Origin of the sequence: Shewanella insulae (genome assembly GCF_009831655.1) — a bacterium.
Classification (GTDB): Bacteria; Pseudomonadota; Gammaproteobacteria; order Enterobacterales; family Shewanellaceae; genus Shewanella; species Shewanella insulae.
The window spans coordinates 1-22,905 of sequence record NZ_WRPA01000028.1; the positions used below are offsets into that span (position 1 = coordinate 1).

Consider the following 22,905-nt stretch of genomic DNA (forward strand, 5'->3'; position numbering starts at 1 on the left):
CCTGTCGGCGTCAAGCGCTTTTTTCAAAAGATTTTTAAGTGGTTAATTACTGTGCTTTCGCGCTGTAACTACCGGCTTAAAAACTCGAACCGCTTATCACCTTGACTCGACCTTGGTTACCTACTCATTTGGTAAGTAGCGCCGTTTGCCGTGTCAGTGGGAGCGCATTATAGGGAGCCAAATCTTTTGCGCAAGGGCTTTTTACAAAAAAAAGATCGCATGCCGATCTTTTAGGCAATTGCGATCATTTTCGTATGATTTACGGCCAATATTGCCGTGTTTTACTGCTTTTGAGTCTCTGACGCGATAAAGCTCTCGATCAATTTCACCGCTTTCTCATCATCCCAGTCGACAAATGTTCTGACGAAGGCGATCAATTCGCCCTGTTGATTGAGAATAAAGGTAGCCGGAATGGTATCGAGGGGGAAGACCTGACCCAGTTGCTGCTTCGGATCATAGTAAGTCTCAAACTTATCCATCCCCAGAGAAGCCAGGAAAGGTTCTACCTTCTCCTTACCATTCATATCGATCGATATCGGCAGCACGCGAAACTGTTTAGGATCGAATTTGCCTTTGAAACGATCTATGGCTGGCAGCTCACGCACACAAGGGGGACACCAGGTGGCCCACATGTTCACCATCACCACCTGACCACGATACTGACTAAAGTCAATCGCCTTGCCCTGGGCATCCTTAAAGGGCACAGGATCTATCGGATAGGCTTTTGGCAGCACGTTGATCAGATCGACACTCGACTGCACCTCACCGCCTTGCTTCTTCTGCATACCGGGATAGGCCTGCACGCTGGCGGCGTAGCCGCTTAAGGCAAGCGTCGTCGACAGCAGCGCCGTGGCTAACTTTGACTTCATTTATCGTCTCGCTTGAGCAATTTATCCAGCTCGGCTTGCTCCTCGGCGCTGATCTCCTGTTCGACGGCATTGCTGATACGCTGCTGTCTAACGAAGATAAAGCCGATCACTAAGCCCACCAGCAATAAGGCAATTGGACCTAGCCATAGGATGTAGGTCTTGGCTTCCATACGTGGCTTATAGAGGACGAACTCGCCGTAGCGGCTGGTCATGAACTCGATGATCTCATCGTCGCCCTTACCTGCATCGACCATTTGGTAGACTTCGAGGCGCAGATCCTGTGCCACAGGTGAATTCGAATCGATCAGGTTCTGGTTTTGACACTGCGGACAACGCAGTGAGTGAGCCAGTTCGAGCGCCCGTTTCTGGTTATCTACCGACTTAAACTCATAGGTATCCACCGGGGTCGCCATCGCGGCGCCCACCAGGGAGAAAGATAACAGTATTGCGGTAATAAACCCGACTAAGGTCTTCATTAAGATGCTCCCTCAGCTTTAGCCTGTGCCTGTAACTCTTGAATCATAGGATAGAGTGTCTCTTTCCAGACACGCATATCGATAGGACCGGCATAACGGAAACGAATGATACCGTTGTGATCCACCAGATAACTCTCGGGAGCACCGTAAACACCAAGATCCAGACCTAAACGTCCGTCGTGGTCGAAGATGTTCTTGGTATAAGGATCCCCTTCGCGGCTAAGCTCACGGATAGCCATCGCACGCTCGTCACGATAATTGATGCCATAAATAGGCAAAATGTTTTGTCTGGCCAAACGCATCAGATAAGGATGCTCATACTTACATGAAGGACACCAGGTGGCCCACACGTTCAGCAGTGAGACCTGCCCCTTGATGCTTTCATTGGTAATGATCTCATTGGCATCTTCTAGCTTTTGCAGCTGGAAAGCCGGTATCGGCTTTCCTTCTAATGCAGAGTCCAGCTGCTGTGGATTCAGGAAGAGTCCCTTATAGAGGAACACTCCCATCACCAAAAACAGAATCAAAGGAATAAAGAGTACTAGCCTTTTCTTCATACTTGCCCCAATTCAAGTTATGCGGTTGCTAATTTTGCTTGTTTGGCTTTTTCGCCGGCGCTTTCGGTCGCCTTGGCTCTGCGGTAACGCTTGTCCGATGCCGCGAACAGACCACCGACCATCATAAAGATGCTTCCGAACCATAACCAACGCACGAATGGCTTATAGTTCAGACGTACGGCAAACTCGGTACGGCTGATAGGATCGCCCATGGTGATATAGAGATCGCGGAACAGTCCCCAATCGATACCAGCCTCTGTCATATCCATGGTACGTACGTTGTACTGGCGACGATCAGGCTTAAGCAGCGTGATGAACTCACCATCTTTAGTGACTTCGACCTGCCCCTGCTGGGCGGTATAGTTAGGGCCGACAACATTCTTGGTCTCGATATAATGGAAGCTATAGCCCGCCAGCTCCTGGGTAATGCCAGGGCCCATGCGAACACTCTTCTCGATCGAGTAGTTAGAAACCATAGTGGCACCAACCACAGAGACGGCGATACCTAGGTGCGCAATGATCATACCTAACTGGCTGCGCCCCATACGCGCCAGGCTTAGGCCATCTTTAGACTGCATGATGTCGTAGGCGGCGCGCAGGGTTGAAACCGTCACCCATACCGCAAGACCGATACCAAACATCACCCAAGCATTAAACTTGCCATCGACAAGGAAAGGTGTCGCGATACCGATCACTGCAGAGACGATAGCAGGCACCATCAGCTTGGCCTTAAGTTCGCCGGCCTTGGCACGCTTCCAGCGGATGCTAGGACCTATGCCCATGAAGGCAAATAGCACGAGTGCGATCGGCACGAATACCGCGTTGAAGTATGGTGGGCCTACAGAGATCTTACCCATGTTCAGGGCATCGATCAGCAGCGGGTACAGCGTACCCAGCAATACGGTACCACAGGCTACGGTAAGCAAGATGTTACCGACCAAGAGCATGGTCTCTTTTGACATCAGCTCGAAGCGCGCCGGGCTCCTCATATCACTAGCGCGGAAGGCAAACAGCGTCAGTGAGCCGCCGATGGCAAGGCCAAGCAGCAATAGGATGAACATACCACGGCTTGGATCCGCCGCGAATGAATGCACCGAAGTCAGTACCCCTGAGCGCACGATAAAGGTACCCAAGAGACTCAATGAGAATGCGAAGATTGACAGTAATACCGTCCAGTTACGGAAGGTTGCACGCTTCTCGGTCACGATGACTGAGTGCAGCAAGGCGGTACCGATCAACCAAGGCATGAATGAGGCGTTCTCGACGGGATCCCAGAACCACCAGCCACCCCAGCCGAGTTCGTAATACGCCCACCAAGAACCGAGAGAGATACCGCCGGTCAGGAAGATCCAGGCCGCCAGTGTCCAAGGACGGCTCCAACGTGCCCAGGCCGAATCCAGACGTCCGCCCATGAGCGCGGCAATGGCGAAGGCAAAGCTCACCGAGAAACCAACATAACCCAGGTACAACATAGGTGGATGGAATATCAATCCAACATCCTGCAGCATAGGGTTAAGATCGCGTCCCTCCATCGGGATAGGGAATAGACGCTCGAATGGGCTCGATGTCAGCAGCATGAAGAGAGAGAAGCCTATCACTATCATGGCGAGAATAGAGAGTACACGCGCGGTGAAGACCTCTTCGAGCCCCTTACTAAAGAAGGCAACCGCAGCGGTCCAGACAGACAAGGCGAACACCCAGAAGAGCAATGAACCTTCGTGGCCACCCCATACCGCGGCTATCTTGAAGAAGATCGGCAGCTGAGAATTTGAGTGGTGTGCAACATAGGCGACAGAGAAATCGTCGACGGCAAAACTATAACCTAGGACGATGACAGAAAGAGCGATAAAGAAAAACATGCCGTAACTCAACGGCCAGGCATAACGCACCAGATATTGATCTTTGCGAGCAACACCGATTAAGGGGACGCTGGCCAATAGAAAGGCAAATGCCAATCCTATTATCAACGAAAAGTGACCTAATTCAGGGATCATGGGGTTTCCTCAGTCCTATATGAGAACCAGTCGAAGCATTAGCCTCTCCTAATTCACCAGAGTTTGCAATTCACACTACTCAAGGTACAAAATTTGAGTCATTTTAGTATTTGCTATTGTATCTGTCTGCCTCTTTCGCACAATTCTGGGTGACCTGTCTCATTCTTGCAAACAGAAACGCAGGGTTACAATTGTTATAAACTGACAGATTTTATGCTCTGACCCTTGTTTGAAACTTAAGTTTCAGCCAATTTTTGAAAATAGAATCGAACTGTGAACCAGTGCAAAAGTATCAGTATTTAACGGCTTGAATCCCTTATATTACTGTTCAATGAATAATCTTTACGTATAATCTGATCCCTATATCGCGCGGTATCCCCGCATTCCTGCAACTAATGTGAAAAAGAAATAATGACCACACTCTGGATTTTTATTGCGCTTTTTGTATTAGTCAGCCTAGTGCTGATTTGGTTTCCACACTTCCGCCAGCAAAAGATGTTAAAGGCCGAAGAAGCCGGTGTGCGTAGGGCCACCAACCTCGAACTCTTTGACAATCGCCTGGCGACGCTAGAGAAGGAACTCGAGGATGAGCTGCTGGATCAAGATGAGTTTAACGCGCTAAAGAAAGAGCTCGAGATCAGTTTGCTACAGGACATGAAGCAGGGCGAAGATGAATCCTTGGTCGGTCAAATAAAGCCTAAGAGCCTGCTCTGGCCAACCCTGATGTCTGTCGTCGTCATAGGCGTTTCAGGCTACTTCTATGCCAACCTAGGCGCCTATGCCAACCTGGATAAGGCCGTTCCCGACAACCCACACGCAGGTATGGATGCCGCCCAGATCATGACCCAGCGCATTCAGATGATGGAATCACAGCTGCAGGCCGAGCCGGAAAACAGCCAACTGCTATTTAGCTTGGGCCATGCCTATATCAGCGCCAACCGTTATGACGATGCGGTAAAGGCATTCGACAAGGCGATGGAGCTTGTAGGTACCCACGCCGAACTGCTTGGGCCTAAGGCGACGGCCATGTACTACAAGGCAAACCAGAGAATCACTCCTGCGGTACAGGCTATTATCGACCAGTCACTGGCTCTAGATCCTGAAGACCCATCTACCCTACTCCTCGTCGGTATGGATGCCTTCTTCAGTGCCCAATATAAGAAGGCCATCGATGCCTGGCAGATCATTCTCGACAGCGACAGAAGCGATGTGGATCGTAGCGCTATCATCAACGCCATCGAGAGCGCCAAGATGAGAATGCAGGCTGAGACTGGCGAGATGCCTAACGACGCGACGCATCAGCAGGCCGCCACTACAGGCAAGACTGTCACCATAGATGTCTCTATCGCACCTGAGCTGGCAAAGAATGTCAGCAGTAGCGACATGCTATTTATCTTTGCCCGTAACACCCAGGGCCCTAAGGTTCCGCTAGCGGCAACTAAGGTATCTGCAAAATCACTGCCTGTATCTATCACCTTAGATGACAGCACAGGCATGGGCGGCGATATCAAGCTAAGCGACGCCAAGCAGGTTGAGGTGATCGCCGTGCTTTCTAAGCATGGGTCGGTTAAGGCACAACCTGGCGATCTGCAGGGTCGTCTGGAATCTATGGATGTGGGCGCAACCGCCAAACTGGTGATTGATACCCTGGTACAATAATCCTGGTTCAGTCATGAACAGAAAAGCCGGCATTTAGCCGGCTTTTTTTTTTGCTCCTCTGCTTTATTACAAGCATCACTTTTAATGGAACCTACCGAGAAGCAGACATAAAAAAACCGACCACAAGGTCGGCTTTTATCAACGAAGTCAAATTACTTAGACATGAACTCGATAGCGTTCTTGTAATCTTCGTCGGTACAATCTGTGCACATACCACCTGGTGGCATAGCGTTCAGACCAGTCTTAACACTACCTACTAGTGCGTCTAGGCCTTTCGCTAAACGAGGCTCCCATGCAGCTGCATCATGAGCTTTAGGTGCACCGGCGACACCCATACTGTGGCATACATGGCATGCCTTGTTATATACAGCTTCACCTTCTTGTGCAAAAGTGTTTGCAGACAAGGTCAATGCAGCCACTGCAGACAATGCTAACAGTTTTTTCATGTTCAATGTTCCTAATGCAAATATTAACAGAGCTCTATGCCACCCTAAACTGGGGCAGACTTATTATATAGCGGCACTAGGATACATCAAACTTCAATAAATCTCACCTTTTTGTGATTAATATCAGAATTTGACAGCTCAACATGTTATAGGTGCCCGTGTTACCTGATACATTAGCAATTGTTGAAAAAGTTCAATCTTGATGAGGAAAAGGTTTTACTTTTTGGAAGCATATCAAATTGCTGACACTAATCAGAGAGCAAGACTAAACCCCTCAAAGGGATTATGTTAATATCGCTTATGTTTACATCAGGCTTGAGATAGAGGGTTCAGTGGTAGAAGAAAAAACAGCAACAACACTGGTATCAGCCGATAACTTGACTTGTATCCGCGAAGAGCGAATTCTCTTCGATGAGCTGAGCTTTGATATCCAAGCAGGTGAGATCGTTCAAATCGAAGGCCCCAATGGTGCGGGTAAAACCAGCCTACTGAGGATCCTTGCCGGCCTGTCGCGTCCCTATGCGGGCGAGGCCAAGTACAAAGGCACCGACATTACTCGCTGCCGCGACGAATACAATGACGATCTTTTGTATCTGGGCCACCTTGCAGGTGTAAAGAGCGAGTTAACCGCCGAAGAGAATCTTAACTTCAATTTAAGAATCAGCGGGTATGATGATTTCGAAACCAACCAGATCCTCGCCAAGGTAAACCTGTCTGGCTTCGAAGAAGCCTTGGCCGGCCATCTGTCGGCGGGTCAGCATCGTCGTACCGCCTTAGCCCGACTCTGGCATACCAACTGTAAGGTCTGGCTACTGGACGAACCATTTACTGCAATCGATAAGAAAGGCGTCGAAGAATTGGAACACCTGTTTTTACAACATGCTCAAAACGGCGGCTGTGTCATCATGACCACCCACCAGGACATGAGCATTATCGGTGACGATATTCTCCGTAAGATTCGCCTCGATTACCGCTTTATTTAAAGGTGCAGTGAATGAATAAAGGTATCAGTTTCACCCAAGCGTTTTTCACCCTACTTAAGCGCGATCTAAAGATTGCGATTCGTCACAAGGGTGACATCTTTAACCCCTTACTGTTTTTTATCTTGGTCGTCACCCTCTTCCCGTTAGGTATTGGCCCTGAGCCACAGGTACTGACTCGCGTGGCGCCGGGAATCATCTGGGTAGCCGCCCTGTTAGCCTCTATGCTGTCGCTCGAGCGGCTGTTTAAGGCAGACTTTGCCGATGGCAGCCTGGAACAGATGCTGCTTAGCCCACAACCGTTGTCACTCATGGTATTGGCCAAGGTGCTAGCCCACTGGTTATTGACGGGTGTGCCATTGATCTTGGTTGCTCCACTGCTGGCCGTGCTGCTGCATCTGGAAGCCAACAGCTATGGCGCACTGATGGCGACTCTCGCACTGGGCACCCCGGTATTGAGTTTACTGGGTGCTATCGGTGTCGCACTAACCGTAGGCCTACGTAAAGGCGGCGTTCTGCTGAGTCTGTTGATCCTGCCGCTCTATATACCGGTTCTAATTTTCGCAACCAGCGCCATCGACGCCGCTGGTCTAAATCTACCCTACAGCGGCCATCTCGCTATCATAGGCGCTATGCTGGTCGGTTCGTTAATATTGGCACCTTTTGCAATTGGTGCCTCACTAAGAGTGAGTACTAACTAATATGTGGAAATGGCTACATTCTTACGCAGACCCTCAAAAAGCCTATAAGCTCTCGGGTACGCTGTTGCCTTGGTTTGCAACGCTTGCATTCCTCTTCATCGGTGTGGGTTCTATCTGGGGACTGTTATTTGCACCGGTAGACTACCAGCAGGGTGACAGTTACCGCATCATCTTCATCCACGTACCAGCGGCTTCCATGTCGATGTCGGCCTACATGGCAATGGCGACCTCAGCCTTTATTGGCCTGGTATGGCAGATCAAGTCGGCCGACTGGGCGGCGGCGGCCATTGCACCTATCGGTGCGGTCGTTACCTTTATCGCCCTCATCACAGGTGCGGCCTGGGGTAAGCCTATGTGGGGCACTTGGTGGGTATGGGATGCACGCCTGACTTCAGAACTTGTATTGTTATTCCTCTATCTGGGTGTCATCTCTCTATATGCCTCTTTCGAAGACAAGGTGCTCGCCGCTCGCGCCGCTGGTATCTTAGCCATAGTAGGTGTGATCAACATTCCTATCATCAAGTACTCGGTAGAATGGTGGAACTCACTGCACCAACCCGCCACCATTAAGATCACTGAGAAGTCTTCCATGGCGCCCGAGATGCTATATCCACTGCTGATCAATATCTTAGGTTTCGGTCTGATGATAGGTGCCATCACTCTGATCCGTTTCAGAGCCGAAATCCTTGCCAGAAACGGCATGCGTCCCTGGGTAAGGGAACTTGCAAAAGCTGAAGGAGTCAAATAATGCAGTTCGATTCATTAGCAGATTTTTTTAACATGGGTGGCTACGCCTTTTATGTGTGGCTATCTTACGGCATAACCGCCTTCGCACTGGGGACTTTGATCGTGATGAGCCTACGCCAGAAGCGTAAGATCCTCACCGAGATATCGAAGAAGATGCAACGCGAAGAACGCCTCAAAGCCAACCGGAGTAAAGAACAGTGAACGCCAGACGTAAGAAAAGACTCGCCTTAGCAACCGCCCTCATAGGTGGCGTCGCCGCCATCGCGTCCTTGCTACTTTATGCGCTCAATTCCAACTTGAACCTTTTCTATACCCCAACAGAAATTGTTCACGGTAAGAAAGACACAGGGGTTAAGCCCGAGATTGGTCAACGTATCCGTGTCGGTGGTATGGTGACCGTTGGCTCCCTGGTGCGGGATCCCGATAGCCTGCATGTAGAATTCGCCGTTCACGATGCCGCCGGTGGCGAAGTCATGGTGACCTATGATGACCTACTGCCCGACCTCTTCCGTGAGGGACAAGGTATCGTCGCGCAGGGCGTACTGATTGAAGGTGGTAAGCTGGAAGCGACCGAAGTATTGGCTAAGCATGACGAAAACTACATGCCGCCAGAAGTTGCCGAAGCCATGGGTCAGACCCATGAGAAACTCGATTATGACTCTTCACAGAAGTCTGGTTACTAAAACCAGATATCGAATAGCTAAAGGCCTCTTTTGAGGCCTTTTTTATTGCCTGTTATCTACGTTGGCACAAAATCGTCTATAACTATGTAAAAGACTTTGGGGTGAAATAATTTAGGGAATCCCGTCTATGCGCATACTTGCCTGTCTCCTGCTACTCTGGGCCAGCCTACCCGTATCGGCCGCTAAGCTAATGTTTATTCATAGTTATCATGAAGGCTACCCTTGGGTACAAGACTATCGAAGAGCAATACTGGGTAATATTAGCGAGCCAACCAAGATGACGGAGATCTATCTGGACTCCAAGCGTTTGCCCCGCGATGTCTATGTCAAACGCGCTGACAAGGCCTGGGAAGCCATTAAACGTGATAGACCAGACATCATATTACTCGCCGATGACAACGCCATATCCCTGCTAAGCGAGCGCATTGCCGCCACTGAGATCCCTGTGGTATTTCTTGGGCTCAATACCAACCCCAGAGATCATCGGCTGCAGGCCTATCGACAGTTCACCGGCATTCTAGAGCGTCCGCTATTCAAACGATCCCTTCTCCTGGTGGACTGCTTACTGCCAGACATGGATCGTAAGAAGCTGTTGATCCTATCGGACAACAGCGCCACTTCTCGCGCCGCCCTCAGCCCCATCAGCGACGATTTCAAACCTATTAAGATTGGCAAACTCATCATAGACTTCACCCTAACCAACTCGGCAAAAGAGTGGCAGCAGGCAGTGCTTAATGCCAAGAAAGCCGGCTACCATGGCATATTTATCGCGCTTTACCATACGTTAATGGCGCCTGGCGGCGACTACATGAAGCCTGACAGCATCATCGCTTGGACCGCCAATAACTCACCCGTGCCCCATTTCGGCTTCTGGGATTTCACCATAGGAAAACAGGCCAACGCAGGAGGCTATGTGCTTAATGGCTATGAACACGGCATCTTAGCCGCCAAGCTGGTCAATAGGCTCTTAGCGGGCGAGAGTGCGGCCGATCTTGGCTATATCAGCGACAGTAAGGGAATGTTCCGTTTTAGCCGCTCAGGGGTAGCCAGATGGAATCTCTCAATCCCTAAGGAGATGGCCGACAAGGCCGTTTGGGTAGATTAAATTTGAGGGCAATAAAAAAGCCGGGCAATGCCCGGCTTTTTACAATGAACTTAAGTGTTACTCAGCAGCTTCTTCAACAGCTTCAGCAGCTTCTGGACGACCTACTAGTTCGATATACGCCATAGGCGCTTTATCACCAGTACGAAGACCGCACTTAAGGATACGGGTGTATCCACCAGGACGTTCCTGGTAGCGTGGACCCAATTCATTAAATAACTTACCTACGACTTCAGCGTCGCGAGTACGTGCAAATGCCAAACGACGGTTTGCAACACTGTCACTCTTAGCAAGTGTTATTAGAGGCTCAACTACGCGACGCAATTCTTTCGCCTTAGCTACAGTAGTCTTGATCACTTCGTGACGGACTAATGAACTTGCCATGTTACGGAACATAGCTTGACGATGACTGCTGTTACGGTTTAGTTGACGACCACTCTTACGATGGCGCATGACCTAATCCTTATTACCTAAATCTGTACAAACTAGGACTTATAGGTCGTCTGCTAAACTGGCTGGAGGCCAGTTTTCTAGACGCATACCTAATGAAAGTCCACGAGAAGCCAACACATCCTTAATTTCGGTAAGAGACTTCTTACCCAAGTTAGGAGTTTTAAGTAGCTCAACCTCAGTACGCTGTACCAGATCTCCGATGTAATGAATCGCTTCGGCTTTCAAACAGTTAGCCGAACGTACAGTTAGCTCTAGATCGTCGACAGGACGCAACAGAATTGGGTCGAACTCTGGTTTCTCTTCTTTCTGCTCTGGCTCAGTGACATCACGAAGCTCAACAAACGCATCTAGCTGTTCAGCCAGGATGGTTGCAGAACGACGAATCGCTTCCTCAGGATCGATAGTGCCGTTAGTGGTCATATCGATAACGAGTTTGTCCAAGTCAGTACGCTGTTCAACACGTGCTGCTTCAACGTTATAAGCAATACGCGCGACAGGTGAGAAAGATGAATCTACTAGCAGACGGCCAATTGGGCGATCGTCGTCTTCAGTTTGTGCACGAGCCGAAGCTGGTACATAACCACGACCACGCTCAACGCGGATACGCATGCTAATGTCATTGTTACCAGTCAGGTGACAGATAACATGATCAGGATTCATAATAGTAACATCACCATCGTGCGTGATATCTGCTGCGGTAACAGGGCCTGCGCCTGACTTGCTTAAAGTAAGCATAGCCTCGTCTTTACCCTCGATAACCACTGCCAAACCTTTAAGGTTTAGTAGGATCTCTAGGATATCCTCTTGTACGCCTTCCTTGCTGCTGTATTCGTGCAGTACACCATCAATCTCGACTTCGGTAACCGCGCAGCCGGGCATAGACGACAATAGGATACGACGCAACGCGTTACCTAAAGTATGACCAAAACCACGCTCAAGCGGCTCCAGTGTAACCTTGGCACGTGTTGGGTTAACCTGCTCGATATCAACGAGACGCGGTTTAAGAAATTCTGTAACAGAACCCTGCATTGTGTCCTCTCTTGTTTATTAGCTTTACTTAGAGTAAAGCTCGACGATCAGCTGTTCGTTAATATCCGCAGATAAATCGCTACGCTCTGGCAGACGCTTGAAAGCACCTTCCATCTTAGCGGCATCTACTTCAACCCATGTTGGCTTTTCGCGCTGAGAAGCAACCTCTAGAGCAGCTTTAATACGAGCTTGCTTTTGAGACTTCTCACGAACGCTAATTACATCATTCGCAGACACTTTGAATGATGGAACGTTAACAACGCGGCCGTTTACCATAATTGACTTATGGCTAACTAGCTGACGTGCTTCAGCACGGGTAGCACCAAAACCCATACGATAAACAACGTTATCTAAACGAGTTTCCAAAAGAGCAAGCAGGTTTTCACCAGTGTTACCTTTTAGACGTGCAGCGTCTTTGTAGTAGTTACGGAATTGCTTTTCAAGCACACCATAAGTACGACGAACTTTTTGTTTTTCGCGCAGCTGAACGCCGTACTCAGACAAACGTGCTTTACGAGCGCCGTGTTGTCCAGGTGCAGCTTCAAGCTTACACTTCGAATCAATTGCTCTCACACCGCTTTTCAGGAAAAGGTCTGTACCTTCTCGGCGAGTGAGCTTGAGCTTTGGACCCAAGTATCTTGCCATGTTCTTTCTCCAACTATCCTATTAAAAACGGGGCGATTACACGCGACGTTTCTTAGGAGGACGACAACCATTATGAGGGATCGGCGTCACATCGGTAATGTTAGTTATCTTGTAACCAACCGCGTTCAGCGCTCGAATAGCTGACTCACGTCCTGGACCTGGACCCTTCACGAAAACTTCAAGGTTTTTAACACCGTAGTCCTGAGCAGCAACACCTGCGCGCTCAGCAGCTACCTGTGCAGCAAATGGGGTAGATTTACGTGAACCACGGAAACCTGAACCACCAGAAGTTGCCCAAGAAAGTGCATTACCTTGACGATCTGTAATGGTGATAATTGTGTTGTTGAAAGATGCATGGATATGAGCCATGCCATCAGCAACCTGTTTACGTACGCGCTTGCGCGTTGAACGTGACGGAACTTTAGCCATATTGGTTTACCTTCCCGTTACTTTCTAATTGGCTTACGTGGACCTTTGCGAGTACGCGCATTGGTCTTAGTACGTTGCCCACGAAGGGGCAGGCTACGACGGTGGCGGAGACCACGATAACAACCAAGGTCCATCAGACGCTTGATGTTCATAGAGATCTCACGACGCAAGTCACCTTCTACAATGTATTTAGCAACTTCTTCGCGTAGTGTGTCTATTTGAGCTTCGCTCAATTCCTTGATCTTAGCATCTTCAGCAATTGAAGTAGCCGCGCAGATTTGTTGTGCGCGAGTTAGTCCAATACCATAGATAGCAGTCAATGCAATGACTGTGTGCTTCTGATCAGGAATGTTAATGCCAGCGATACGGGCCACTATGCACTCCTCATAAGTTAAAGGCCATCTGTGAAAAGCCCGGTAGGATACTCGACAGATGACGATTTTGCAAATAATATTTTGACCAGCTCAGAAACTGAGCTGGTCAAAAAGTTTTTAGCCTTGACGCTGTTTGTGTTTTGGTTCAACACAGATAACGCGTACAACGCCGCTACGCTTTACGATCTTGCAGTTACGGCAGATCTTCTTCACGGAAGCTCGAACTTTCATTTCATCACTCCGTAAAGCTACTTAGCGACCAAAGCGATCTAAGTTCGCTTTATTCACTAGGTTAGCTTTCTTCATCACAGACTCATACTGATGTGACATCATATGGGTCTGAACCTGAGCCATGAAGTCCATGATCACGACTACCATAATCAGTAGTGAAGTACCGCCAAAATAGAACTGTACTTTCCACGCGATTAACATGAACTCCGGAATTAAACAGATAAAGGTAATATATAATGCACCGGCCAGTGTCAGGCGAGTCATCACTTTATCTATATATCGCGAAGTCTGTTCTCCAGGACGGATCCCGGGAATAAACGCACCACTCTTCTTCAGGTTGTCTGCCGTCTCACGCGGGTTAAATACCAACGCAGTATAGAAGAAACAGAAGAAGATAATCGCTGTTGCATACAACAATGAGTAAAGCGGCTGACCTGGCGATACTGCAAGTGAAAAATCACTTAACCAAGACAAGCCTTCATTCTGACCAAACCACTGAGCCAGTGTGCCTGGGAACAAAATGATGCTTGACGCAAAGATTGGTGGAATCACACCTGCCATGTTGACCTTAAGCGGTAAGTGAGTGCTCTGTGCGGCAAACACCTTACGGCCCTGCTGACGCTTAGCATAGTTAACAACGATACGACGCTGTCCACGCTCAACAAACACAACAAAGTAGGTCACAGCAAATACGATCACTGCAATCAACAATAATACTAGTACGTTCAAGTCGCCTTGACGCGCCTGCTCGGCCGTTTGGCCGATAGCAGAAGGTAGACCGGCCACAATACCTGCGAAAATAAGAATCGAGATACCGTTGCCTATGCCTCGTTCGGTGATCTGTTCACCCAGCCACATTAGGAACATGGTTCCCGTGACCAGACTCACTACAGCAACGAAGTAGAAACCGAATCCAAGGTTTACAACTAAACCAGGAACCAGGTTTGGCAGACCCGTTGCGATACCGATCGCTTGGAATGTACCCAAGACCAGAGTGCCATATCGAGTGTACTGACTTATCTTCTTACGTCCTGATTCGCCTTCCTTTTTCAGTTCGGCCAATGCAGGATGTACCACAGTCAGTAGCTGCATGATAATCGATGCCGAGATGTACGGCATGATACCAAGAGCAAAGATAGAAGCACGTTCAAGGGCGCCACCAGAGAACATGTTGAACATGCCTAAGATGGTACCCTTCTGCTGATTAAACAGCTCTGCTAATACAGCTGCGTCAATACCAGGAATTGGTACGAACGAACCGGCTCTAAAGACGATAATCGCACCAATCACGAACAGGAGGCGGGTTTTCAATTCTGATAGACCGCCTTTCGCGCTTTTTAAATCAAGTCCTGGTTTTGCCATCGACGTATTATTCCTCGATCTTTCCGCCGGCAGCTTCAATAGCTGCACGAGCACCTTTGGTTACCTTCAGACCTTTAACGGTCACTGGGCGTTCAATGGTACCTGAAAGAACGACTTTAGCAAACTGTATGTTGCGAGTAACAAGATTCGCATCTTTCAGTGCATTCAAGTCGACAACATCACCGTTAACTTTAGCCAGTTCGCTTACACGAATTTCGGCAGTTACCAACGCTTTACGCGAAGTAAAACCAAACTTAGGCAAACGGATCTTAAGTGGCATTTGACCACCTTCGAAACCGACGCGAACGCCGCCGCCTGAACGTGACTTCTGACCCTTGTGACCGCGACCAGCAGTCTTACCTAGGCCAGAACCGATACCGCGACCTACACGCTTAGCTGCTGATTTTGCACCTGCAGCAGGTGATAGAGTATTCAATTTCATTGATTAGTCCTCCACCTTAACCATGTAGTAAACCTTGTTAATCATACCGCGAACAGCAGGAGTATCTTCCAGCTCAACGGTGTGATTAATACGGCGTAGACCTAGACCAGTCAAAGTGGCACGATGCTTAGGCAAGCGGCCAATTGAACTCTTAGTCTGAGTTACTTTCAATGTTTTAGTAGCCATGGTGCTTAACCTCGAATTTCATCAACATTCAGGCCACGCTTAGCTGCAATCTGTGCTGGTGACTTCATGTGCACCAACGCGTCTACAGTTGCGCGAACGATGTTGATCGGGTTAGTAGAACCGTATGCTTTCGACAGTACGTTATGAACGCCTGCTACTTCCAATACGGCACGCATCGCACCACCGGCAATAATACCGGTACCTTCAGAGGCTGGCTGCATGTATACACGCGAACCAGTGTGACGGCCCTTAACAGGGTGGTGCAAAGTACCATTTACAAGTTCAACAGAAACAATGTTACGGCGAGCCTTTTCCATTGCTTTCTGGATAGCGGCTGGTACTTCACGCGCTTTACCATAGCCATAGCCGACTTTACCGTTACCGTCACCCACTACAGTCAGTGCAGTGAAGCTAAAGATACGTCCGCCTTTAACTACTTTAGAAACACGATTTACTGCAACTAACTTCTCTTGCAGATCGTCTTTTTGTGGAGCTTCAAATTTAGCCATTTTTAATCATTCCTTAGAACTGTAGGCCAGCTTCACGAGCAGCGTCTGCCAGGGCAGCTACGCGTCCGTGATACTTAAAGCCGGAACGATCGAATGCAACTACAGTTACGCCTTTCTCGATAGCACGCTCTGCAACGGTTTTACCCACTACTTTTGCTGCATCAACGTTACCTGTGTATTTAAGCTGCTCTGATACCGCTTTCTCAGCAGTAGAAGCTGCCGCCACAACTTGCGCGTTGGCATCAATAACCTGTGCGTATGTGTGACGTGGTGTACGATGTACAACCAGACGGTTAACGCCCAGCTCTTGGATCTTCTTACGGGCGCGAGTCGCGCGGCGTAAGCGAGATGTTTTCTTATCCATATCGCGTTACCTACTTCTTCTTAGCCTCTTTACGGCGTACTTGTTCATCAGCATAGCGAACACCCTTGCCCTTGTAAGGCTCTGGTGGACGGTAGCCACGAATTTCTGCTGCAACCTGACCAACAAGCTGCTTATCGGTACCCTTAAGTACGATTTCAGTCTGTGATGGACACTCAGCAGTTACGCCGTCAGGAAGCTGGTGTACTAGAGGGTGAGAGAAACCTAGAGTCAGGTCGATACCGTTACCAGCAACTTTTGCACGGTAACCAACACCAACTAGAGTCAGCTTTCTTTCGAAACCTTCGTTAACACCAACAACCATGTTGTTGATTAGAGCTCGAGCTGTACCAGCTTGTGCAGCGTTAGCAACACCTTCTACTGGAGAACACTTGATTTCGTTGTTTTCAACAACAACAGAAACGTCAGCGTTGATTACTCGAGTCAAACTACCTTTAGAACCTTTTACGGTGATAGTTTGTTCGTTTAAAGTCACTTCTACGCCTGCAGGGATAGCGACTGGTGCTTTTGCGACACGAGACATTGCTAGCTCCTTATGCTACGTAGCAGATAACTTCTCCACCCATGCCTTGTTGGCGGGCGGCACGATCAGTCATCAAACCTTTAGAAGTGGACACGATTGCGACACCCAGACCGCCCATCACCTTTGGTAGATCGTTTTTACCTTTGTAAATACGAAGACCAGGACGACTTACGCGCTGGATAGTCTCAACGACTGGTTGGCCTTGGAAATACTTCAAAGTGATTTCCAGAACCGGCTTGGCTTCGCCTGCTACGGCGTAGTCAGTGATATAACCTTCTTCTTTAAGCGTCTGTGCAATAGCAACTTTTAGCTTAGCAGAAGGCATAGATACTGATACTTTGTTAGCAGCTTGGCCGTTACGAATGCGAGTTAACATATCCGCAATTGGATCTTGCATGCTCATATTAGCTTACTCCGTGACAAGTATTACCAGCTGGCCTTACGCAGACCAGGAACTTCACCACGCATGGTAGCTTCACGCAATTTGATACGGCTAAGGCCGAACTTGCGTAGGAAACCATGTGGGCGACCAGTTTGACTACAACGATTGCGCTGGCGCGCAGAACTTGAGTCACGTGGTAGACCTTGCAGCTTAAGAACTGCATCCCAACGTTCTTCTTCAGAAGTAGTTGGATTGCTAATGATAGCCTTAAGAGCTAGACGCTTTTCAGCATACTTAGCCACGAGCTTGGCACGTTTTGCTTCACGTGCTTTCATTGAACTTTTTGCCATTTCGCTACCCTTATTTCTTGAATGGGAAGTTAAAGGCGTCTAGTAAAGCACGGCCTTCTTCGTCATTCTTCGCAGTAGTAGTGATAACAATATCCATACCACGGATCTTATCGATCTTATCGTAATCGATTTCCGGGAAGATGATTTGCTCACGTACACCCATTGCGTAGTTACCACGTCCGTCGAACGACTTAGCGCTCAGACCACGGAAGTCGCGAATACGCGGGATTGCGATATCAACTAAACGCTCAAGGAACTCCCACATGCGTTCGCCACGCAGAGTTACCTTACAGCCGATCGGGTAGCCATCACGGATTTTAAAACCAGCAACTGATTTACGAGCAACAGTTACAACTGGCTTTTGACCAGCGATAGCAGTCATGTCACGAAGCGCGTGCTCCATAACCTTCTTATCTGCTACAGCTTCGCCAACACCCATGTTAAGGGTGATTTTCTCAATCCGAGGGACTTGCATGACACTGGTATAACCGAACTTCTTAGAAAGCTCAGCGATAACAGTCTCTTTATATTTATCATGCAGTTTCGCCATCGTTTACTCCAATTACTTAACGAGTTCACTGTTCGACTTAAAGAAACGGACTTTCTTGCCGTCTTCAAATCGGAAACCAACGCGATCAGCTTTGCCAGTGGCAGAGTTGAAAATCGCTACATTTGATGCTTGTATTGGCGCTTCTTTCTCAACGATACCACCAGTCACACCCATTTGCGGGTTAGGCTTCTGGTGTTTCTTGATCAGATTGATGCCTTCTACAATTAACTTACCAGTTGGTAAAACTCGAGTAACCTTACCGCGTTTACCCTTGTCTTTACCTGCTAGTACAATTACTTCGTCTTCACGACGGATTTTAGCTGCCATTTTGAAGCTCCTTACAGTACTTCTGGTGCCAGAGAAACAATTTTCATAAATTGTTCTGTACGCAGTTCACGCGTCACTGGTCCAAAGATACGAGTACCAATCGGTGCAAGGTTTGCGTTCAGCAATACCGCTGCATTGCGATCGAAGCGAATGACAGAACCATCTGGACGACGTACGCCTTTCTTAGTACGGACTACCACCGCGTTATACACGTCACCTTTCTTCGCTTTACCGCGAGGAATTGCTTCTTTTACAGAAACTTTGATGACGTCGCCGATACCGGCATAACGACGATGAGAGCCACCCAAGACCTTAATACACTGAACTCTACGAGCGCCACTGTTACAGGCGACTTCTAGAGTCGATTGCATTTGGATCATTTTAAGTGCTCCGCTATCGTTACTTCACTAATCCCATATTTGGGGCATTTTTAAACCATTTTAGACCAAATAACGTCTAAAATGGCGCGCAAGTATAACACCGCAAAAAAGGAATAGATAGTATTAAAAATAAAAACGGCCCCAAATCTAGGAGCCGTTTCGCTAATCACCTAATTAAATTAGGCTTTTGATACTACTTCAACCAGAGTCCAAGACTTAGTCTTAGACAGCGGACGGCATTCGCGAATAGTCACGATATCGCCAGCATTACACTGATTTGTTTCGTCATGTGCATGGATCTTAGTAGTGCGCTTGATAAACTTCCCGTATAGAGGATGCTTAACCTTACGCTCAATAGCTACAGTGATAGACTTGTCCATCTTGTTGCTAAGTACACGACCTTGCAAAGTACGGATTTTATCAGACATTATGCACCCGCCTTAGAAGTAATAATGGTCTTAACGCGCGCAATGTTACGACGCACGATTTTAAGCTGATGAGTCTGAGTCAACTGACCAGTGGCGTGTTGCATACGCAGATTAAACTGCTCACGCAGCAGACCAAGCAGTTCAGCGTTCAGTTCTTCAACGCTCTTCTGAGTTAGTTCGCTCGCTTTCATTACATCACCGTCTTAGTTACGAAGGTAGTCTTAATTGGAAGCTTGGCAGCAGCTAGAGTGAAAGCTTCACGAGCCAACTCTTCTGATACACCATTCATCTCATAAAGAACCTTACCAGGTTGAATCTGGCAAACCCAGTATTCAACGTTACCCTTACCTTTACCCATACGCACTTCAAGAGGCTTAGAGGTGATTGGCTTGTCAGGGAAAACGCGGATCCAGATTTGACCTTGACGTTTAATGTGACGTGTCATAGCACGACGCGCAGATTCGATTTGACGAGCAGTCAGACGACCACGTCCAACAGCTTTCAAACCAAACTCACCGAAGCTTACTTCAGTGCCGTTCGCCAGACCGCGGTTACGGCCTTTGAACATTTTACGAAACTTCATTCGTTTTGGTTGCAGCATTGCCAGCTCTCCTATTTACCGCGAGGCTTACGCTTCGGCTGCTGTTTCGGCTCTTCAAGCGCAGGTACAACGCCGTCTAGAACTTCACCTTTGAAGACCCAAACTTTAACGCCGATCACACCGTATTGAGTGTGACTTTCTGCAGTAGAATAGTCGATATCAGCACGCAGTGTATGTAGAGGCACACGACCTTCACGATACCACTCTGAACGCGCAATCTCAGCACCGCCTAGACGGCCGCTCACTTCAACTTTGATACCCTTAGCACCTAGACGCATAGCGTTCTGTACCGCGCGCTTCATAGCACGACGGAACATTACACGACGCTCTAGTTGAGAAGCGATGCCTTCGGCAACTAGCTTCGCATCTAGTTCTGGCTTACGGATCTCAGCGATGTTGATTTGAGCTGGAATACCAGTCAACTTGGCAACTTGGTTGCGCAACTTTTCAACATCTTCGCCTTTCTTACCGATCACAACACCTGGACGGGCAGTGTGAATGGTAACGCGAACACTCTTAGCTGGACGCTCGATAACAATCTTAGAGACTGAGGCTTGCTTAAGTTTCTTCTCTAGAAACTTACGCACTTCCCAGTCGCTGCTTAGATTGTTGGCATAATCTGATTTATCAGCGTACCAAGTCGAGATCCAAGGCTTAGTGATACCCAGACGGATACCATTAGGATGTACTTTCTGTCCCATTGCTAACTCCTAGCGATCTGACACAACCACAGTGATGTGGCTGGTACGCTTGATTATACGATCAGCACGGCCTTTAGCACGTGGCATGATACGCTTCATAGTTGGACCCTCGTCTACAAAGACCTTTCCAACTTTCAGCTCGTCAATGTCAGCACCTTCGTTGTGCTCAGCATTAGCGATAGCAGAGTCTAGTACTTTCTTAACAAGTACAGCTGCTTTCTTAGGGCTGAAAGTCAAAATTTCAAGAGCCTTAGCAACAGGCAGTCCACGAATTTGATCTGCAACCAAACGACACTTTTGAGGCGACGTACGGGCAAAACGATGTTTAGCTAAAACTTCCATCTAGAGTCTCCCGTATTAACGCTTCTTCGCTTTCTTATCAGCAGCATGGCCGCGATAAGTGCGAGTTGGTGAAAATTCACCAAGCTTGTGGCCGATCATCTCGTCAGTTACGAACACAGGTACGTGCTGACGACCATTATGGACAGCGATGGTCATTCCAATCATGTTAGGAATGATCATTGAGCGGCGAGACCAAGTCTTGATAGGCTTCTTGTCACCCGCTTCCATCGCTTTCTCTACCTTCTTCAGCAAGTGTAGGTCAATGAATGGACCTTTCTTGAGAGAACGTGGCATGGCGAATCCTCTTACTTTTTGTTACGACGACGTACGATGTACTTGTCGGTGCGTTTGTTACTACGGGTCTTATAACCCTTAGTTGGGACACCCCATGGGCTCACTGGGTGACGGCCACCAGAAGTACGGCCTTCACCACCACCATGTGGATGGTCTACTGGGTTCATTGCAACACCGCGAACTGTTGGGCGAACGCCTCTCCAGCGCTTAGCACCTGCTTTACCCAACTGGCGTAGCATGTGCTCGGCATTACCAACTTCACCTAATGTCGCGCGGCAATCAACTGGAACTTTACGCATTTCGCCAGAGCGAAGACGTATAGTCGCGTATGCGCCATCACGAGCTACAACTTGTACATAAGTACCCGCTGAACGCGCTAGCTGAGCACCTTTACCAGGCTTCATTTCAACAGCGTGAACAACACTACCTACTGGGATGTTGCGTAATGGCAAAGCGTTACCCACTTTGATTTCAGCATCGATACCAGACTGGATCTGATCACCAGCTTGCATGCCTTTAGCAGCAAGGATGTAACGACGCTCACCATCAGCATACAAAACAAGTGCGATGTTTGCGGTACGGTTTGGATCATATTCCAAACGCTCAACCTTAGCAGGGATACCGTCTTTGTTGCGCTTGAAGTCAACAATACGGTAGTGCTGCTTGTGTCCACCACCTACGTGACGAACAGTGATGCGACCAGTGTTGTTACGGCCACCACTCTTAGATTTTTTCGCCAACAGGCCAGCAAAGGGTTTACCCTTATGCAGATCGCTGCTTACCACTTTAACGACGTGGCGACGACCAGCAGAGGTTGGCTTACACTTAATAACTGCCATGATAATTCTCCTTTGCTTACTCAGCGCCGACGAAATCGATGTCAGCACCAGCAGCTAAAGTCACGTAGGCTTTTTTCCAATCGCTACGACGGCCAGTACGGGCACCGTGACGCTTAGTCTTACCTTTGTTAACTAGAGTGCGAACTGAATCTACTTCAACTTCGAACAACTTAGCTACTGCAGCTTTAATTTCAGCTTTAGTCGCATCGATAGCTACACGGAAAACTACCGTGTTGTTATTTTCAGCGCATACAGTACTCTTTTCAGAGATGTGTGGCGCTAGAATAACTTTTAGCAAACGTTCTTCGCTTATCATCCCAGCATCTCCTCGATTTGCTTAACAGCATCGGCAGTAACCAGTACTTTTTCGAACGCGATTAGGCTTACTGGATCGATACCAGCAACGTCGCGAACGTCAACTTTGTAAAGGTTGCGTGCAGCTAAGAACAAGTTCTCGTCAATCTCTGGAGTAACAATTAATACGTCTTCCAGCTTCATGTCTTTCAGCTTAGCCTTCAACTCTTTAGTCTTAGGAGCTTCAACACCGAATGACTCAACAACAACAAGACGATCTTGACGTACTAATTCAGACAGAATGCTCTTAAGCGCTCCGCGGTACATCTTCTTGTTTACTTTTTGGCTGTGATCTTGGGTTTTAGCAGCGAAAGATACGCCACCGCCACGCCAGATTGGGCCTTTAACAGTACCAGCACGTGCACGGCCAGTACCTTTTTGGCGCCATGGCTTCTTGCCAGAGCCAGTTACTTCTGCGCGAGTCTTTTGAGCACGAGTACCCTGACGCGCGTTTGCAGCATATGCTACAACTACCTGATGAACCAGTGCTTCATTAAAGTCACGGCCGAAGGTAGTTTCGGAAACTTCAAGAGCACTCTGTGCGTCTTTCAATACCAATTCCATTACTATCTCCTCAG

38 protein-coding genes are annotated in these 22,905 nt (G+C 48.4%); 7 read left to right on the forward strand and 31 right to left on the reverse strand.

The annotated features are described in order from the left end of the window. Positions 1-281 precede the first annotated feature (281 nt). From GNT65_RS19735 to GNT65_RS19750, 4 genes are read right to left on the reverse strand one after another with little or no spacing between them, the layout of a single operon-like run. Positions 282-869 (reverse strand): TlpA disulfide reductase family protein, encoded by a 588-nt coding sequence (locus GNT65_RS19735; RefSeq protein ID WP_160798910.1) that lies wholly within the window; start codon positions 867-869, stop codon positions 282-284. Further along, the gene (gene nrfF, locus GNT65_RS19740; protein ID WP_160798911.1) at positions 866-1,345 is read right to left on the reverse strand and encodes a heme lyase NrfEFG subunit NrfF; all 480 of its coding nucleotides are present in this window, start codon (positions 1,343-1,345) and stop codon (positions 866-868) included. Before nrfF ends, GNT65_RS19735 begins: the two co-directional genes overlap by 4 nt. After that, complete coding sequence (locus GNT65_RS19745) at positions 1,345-1,902, reverse strand: DsbE family thiol:disulfide interchange protein (RefSeq protein WP_041510722.1); 558 nt, start codon at positions 1,900-1,902, stop codon at positions 1,345-1,347. Before GNT65_RS19745 ends, nrfF begins: the two co-directional genes overlap by 1 nt. A gap of 17 nt (positions 1,903-1,919) precedes the next feature. Further along, positions 1,920-3,896, reverse strand: coding sequence for a heme lyase CcmF/NrfE family subunit (locus GNT65_RS19750; RefSeq protein ID WP_160798912.1), 1,977 nt, complete (start codon positions 3,894-3,896; stop codon positions 1,920-1,922). Between the two features lie 411 nt (positions 3,897-4,307). Here GNT65_RS19750 and ccmI point away from each other — a divergent pair, with 411 nt between their 5' ends. Beyond that, positions 4,308-5,555 carry a c-type cytochrome biogenesis protein CcmI gene (gene ccmI, locus GNT65_RS19755; protein WP_160798913.1) on the forward strand — a complete coding sequence of 416 codons (1,248 nt, stop codon included), beginning with the start codon at positions 4,308-4,310 and terminating at the stop codon, positions 5,553-5,555. Between the two features lie 152 nt (positions 5,556-5,707). Here the strand turns inward: ccmI and GNT65_RS19760 are convergent, their stop codons facing one another. Continuing rightward, on the reverse strand, positions 5,708-6,001 hold the full coding sequence (locus GNT65_RS19760; RefSeq protein WP_041510725.1) for a c-type cytochrome: 294 nt from the start codon (positions 5,999-6,001) through the stop codon (positions 5,708-5,710). 332 nt (positions 6,002-6,333) lie between these two features. Here GNT65_RS19760 and ccmA point away from each other — a divergent pair, with 332 nt between their 5' ends. From ccmA to GNT65_RS19790, 6 genes are all read left to right on the forward strand, one after another. Continuing rightward, positions 6,334-6,984: a cytochrome c biogenesis heme-transporting ATPase CcmA gene (gene ccmA / locus GNT65_RS19765; RefSeq protein ID WP_160798914.1), complete on the forward strand. Its 651-nt coding sequence runs from the start codon at positions 6,334-6,336 to the stop codon at positions 6,982-6,984. 11 nt (positions 6,985-6,995) lie between these two features. Further along, a complete protein-coding gene (ccmB, locus tag GNT65_RS19770; RefSeq protein ID WP_041510727.1) occupies positions 6,996-7,682 on the forward strand; it encodes a heme exporter protein CcmB in 687 nt (228 codons plus the stop codon). A gap of 1 nt (position 7,683) precedes the next feature. Beyond that, positions 7,684-8,430: a heme ABC transporter permease gene (locus GNT65_RS19775; protein WP_160798915.1), complete on the forward strand. Its 747-nt coding sequence runs from the start codon at positions 7,684-7,686 to the stop codon at positions 8,428-8,430. Next, entirely contained in the window at positions 8,430-8,630 is a 201-nt protein-coding gene (gene ccmD, locus GNT65_RS19780; RefSeq protein WP_160798916.1) for a heme exporter protein CcmD, read from the forward strand. The genes GNT65_RS19775 and ccmD overlap by 1 nt, the downstream gene beginning before the upstream one ends. After that, complete coding sequence (gene ccmE, locus GNT65_RS19785) at positions 8,627-9,112, forward strand: cytochrome c maturation protein CcmE (protein ID WP_160798917.1); 486 nt, start codon at positions 8,627-8,629, stop codon at positions 9,110-9,112. The genes ccmD and ccmE overlap by 4 nt, the downstream gene beginning before the upstream one ends. A gap of 127 nt (positions 9,113-9,239) precedes the next feature. Further along, on the forward strand, positions 9,240-10,217 hold the full coding sequence (locus GNT65_RS19790) for an ABC transporter substrate-binding protein (RefSeq protein WP_160798918.1): 978 nt from the start codon (positions 9,240-9,242) through the stop codon (positions 10,215-10,217). A 57-nt stretch (positions 10,218-10,274) separates the two neighbouring features. Here GNT65_RS19790 and rplQ read toward each other — a convergent pair whose 3' ends face one another. The 26 genes from rplQ to rplD form a co-directional block, all read right to left on the reverse strand. Beyond that, positions 10,275-10,667, reverse strand: a complete 393-nt coding sequence (rplQ, locus tag GNT65_RS19795) for a 50S ribosomal protein L17 (RefSeq protein WP_011863991.1) — start codon at positions 10,665-10,667, stop codon at positions 10,275-10,277. A gap of 39 nt (positions 10,668-10,706) precedes the next feature. Then, entirely contained in the window at positions 10,707-11,696 is a 990-nt protein-coding gene (locus GNT65_RS19800) for a DNA-directed RNA polymerase subunit alpha (RefSeq protein ID WP_011863990.1), read from the reverse strand. 24 nt (positions 11,697-11,720) lie between these two features. Then, complete coding sequence (gene rpsD / locus GNT65_RS19805; protein ID WP_160798919.1) at positions 11,721-12,341, reverse strand: 30S ribosomal protein S4; 621 nt, start codon at positions 12,339-12,341, stop codon at positions 11,721-11,723. Positions 12,342-12,377: 36 nt separating this feature from the next. Next, entirely contained in the window at positions 12,378-12,770 is a 393-nt protein-coding gene (rpsK, locus tag GNT65_RS19810; protein ID WP_011863988.1) for a 30S ribosomal protein S11, read from the reverse strand. A 17-nt stretch (positions 12,771-12,787) separates the two neighbouring features. Further along, positions 12,788-13,144 (reverse strand): 30S ribosomal protein S13, encoded by a 357-nt coding sequence (gene rpsM, locus GNT65_RS19815; protein WP_011863987.1) that lies wholly within the window; start codon positions 13,142-13,144, stop codon positions 12,788-12,790. Positions 13,145-13,261: 117 nt separating this feature from the next. Next, a complete protein-coding gene (rpmJ, locus tag GNT65_RS19820; protein WP_006083579.1) occupies positions 13,262-13,375 on the reverse strand; it encodes a 50S ribosomal protein L36 in 114 nt (37 codons plus the stop codon). Between the two features lie 21 nt (positions 13,376-13,396). Continuing rightward, positions 13,397-14,737 (reverse strand): preprotein translocase subunit SecY, encoded by a 1,341-nt coding sequence (secY, locus tag GNT65_RS19825; protein WP_041510733.1) that lies wholly within the window; start codon positions 14,735-14,737, stop codon positions 13,397-13,399. Positions 14,738-14,744: 7 nt separating this feature from the next. Continuing rightward, complete coding sequence (gene rplO / locus GNT65_RS19830) at positions 14,745-15,179, reverse strand: 50S ribosomal protein L15 (protein WP_033540780.1); 435 nt, start codon at positions 15,177-15,179, stop codon at positions 14,745-14,747. A gap of 3 nt (positions 15,180-15,182) precedes the next feature. Continuing rightward, positions 15,183-15,365: a 50S ribosomal protein L30 gene (gene rpmD, locus GNT65_RS19835; RefSeq protein WP_011863984.1), complete on the reverse strand. Its 183-nt coding sequence runs from the start codon at positions 15,363-15,365 to the stop codon at positions 15,183-15,185. A gap of 5 nt (positions 15,366-15,370) precedes the next feature. Continuing rightward, positions 15,371-15,874, reverse strand: a complete 504-nt coding sequence (gene rpsE / locus GNT65_RS19840) for a 30S ribosomal protein S5 (RefSeq protein WP_011863983.1) — start codon at positions 15,872-15,874, stop codon at positions 15,371-15,373. 13 nt (positions 15,875-15,887) lie between these two features. Continuing rightward, a complete protein-coding gene (gene rplR / locus GNT65_RS19845; protein WP_028764670.1) occupies positions 15,888-16,238 on the reverse strand; it encodes a 50S ribosomal protein L18 in 351 nt (116 codons plus the stop codon). Between the two features lie 10 nt (positions 16,239-16,248). Then, positions 16,249-16,779, reverse strand: a complete 531-nt coding sequence (rplF, locus tag GNT65_RS19850; protein ID WP_160798920.1) for a 50S ribosomal protein L6 — start codon at positions 16,777-16,779, stop codon at positions 16,249-16,251. A gap of 10 nt (positions 16,780-16,789) precedes the next feature. Next, a complete protein-coding gene (rpsH, locus tag GNT65_RS19855; RefSeq protein WP_041510735.1) occupies positions 16,790-17,182 on the reverse strand; it encodes a 30S ribosomal protein S8 in 393 nt (130 codons plus the stop codon). A gap of 23 nt (positions 17,183-17,205) precedes the next feature. Then, on the reverse strand, positions 17,206-17,511 hold the full coding sequence (rpsN, locus tag GNT65_RS19860) for a 30S ribosomal protein S14 (protein WP_160798921.1): 306 nt from the start codon (positions 17,509-17,511) through the stop codon (positions 17,206-17,208). 10 nt (positions 17,512-17,521) lie between these two features. Then, positions 17,522-18,061, reverse strand: coding sequence for a 50S ribosomal protein L5 (gene rplE / locus GNT65_RS19865; protein ID WP_011863978.1), 540 nt, complete (start codon positions 18,059-18,061; stop codon positions 17,522-17,524). Positions 18,062-18,073: 12 nt separating this feature from the next. After that, complete coding sequence (gene rplX, locus GNT65_RS19870) at positions 18,074-18,388, reverse strand: 50S ribosomal protein L24 (RefSeq protein WP_041510736.1); 315 nt, start codon at positions 18,386-18,388, stop codon at positions 18,074-18,076. An 11-nt stretch (positions 18,389-18,399) separates the two neighbouring features. Next, on the reverse strand, positions 18,400-18,768 hold the full coding sequence (rplN, locus tag GNT65_RS19875; RefSeq protein ID WP_011863976.1) for a 50S ribosomal protein L14: 369 nt from the start codon (positions 18,766-18,768) through the stop codon (positions 18,400-18,402). Between the two features lie 179 nt (positions 18,769-18,947). Then, a complete protein-coding gene (rpsQ, locus tag GNT65_RS19880) occupies positions 18,948-19,196 on the reverse strand; it encodes a 30S ribosomal protein S17 (protein WP_033540775.1) in 249 nt (82 codons plus the stop codon). After that, positions 19,196-19,387, reverse strand: a complete 192-nt coding sequence (gene rpmC / locus GNT65_RS19885; protein ID WP_011863974.1) for a 50S ribosomal protein L29 — start codon at positions 19,385-19,387, stop codon at positions 19,196-19,198. The genes rpsQ and rpmC overlap by 1 nt, the downstream gene beginning before the upstream one ends. After that, complete coding sequence (gene rplP, locus GNT65_RS19890) at positions 19,387-19,797, reverse strand: 50S ribosomal protein L16 (protein ID WP_011863973.1); 411 nt, start codon at positions 19,795-19,797, stop codon at positions 19,387-19,389. The genes rpmC and rplP overlap by 1 nt, the downstream gene beginning before the upstream one ends. 11 nt (positions 19,798-19,808) lie before the next feature. Next, on the reverse strand, positions 19,809-20,498 hold the full coding sequence (rpsC, locus tag GNT65_RS19895; RefSeq protein WP_160798922.1) for a 30S ribosomal protein S3: 690 nt from the start codon (positions 20,496-20,498) through the stop codon (positions 19,809-19,811). Between the two features lie 9 nt (positions 20,499-20,507). Beyond that, on the reverse strand, positions 20,508-20,840 hold the full coding sequence (gene rplV / locus GNT65_RS19900; protein WP_011863971.1) for a 50S ribosomal protein L22: 333 nt from the start codon (positions 20,838-20,840) through the stop codon (positions 20,508-20,510). Positions 20,841-20,855: 15 nt separating this feature from the next. Continuing rightward, the gene (gene rpsS, locus GNT65_RS19905) at positions 20,856-21,134 is read right to left on the reverse strand and encodes a 30S ribosomal protein S19 (protein WP_011863970.1); all 279 of its coding nucleotides are present in this window, start codon (positions 21,132-21,134) and stop codon (positions 20,856-20,858) included. 11 nt (positions 21,135-21,145) lie between these two features. Further along, the gene (rplB, locus tag GNT65_RS19910) at positions 21,146-21,973 is read right to left on the reverse strand and encodes a 50S ribosomal protein L2 (RefSeq protein ID WP_160798923.1); all 828 of its coding nucleotides are present in this window, start codon (positions 21,971-21,973) and stop codon (positions 21,146-21,148) included. 16 nt (positions 21,974-21,989) lie between these two features. Beyond that, positions 21,990-22,289: a 50S ribosomal protein L23 gene (gene rplW, locus GNT65_RS19915; protein ID WP_028774664.1), complete on the reverse strand. Its 300-nt coding sequence runs from the start codon at positions 22,287-22,289 to the stop codon at positions 21,990-21,992. After that, positions 22,286-22,891 carry a 50S ribosomal protein L4 gene (gene rplD / locus GNT65_RS19920; RefSeq protein WP_011863967.1) on the reverse strand — a complete coding sequence of 202 codons (606 nt, stop codon included), beginning with the start codon at positions 22,889-22,891 and terminating at the stop codon, positions 22,286-22,288. Before rplD ends, rplW begins: the two co-directional genes overlap by 4 nt. Positions 22,892-22,905 lie beyond the last annotated feature (14 nt).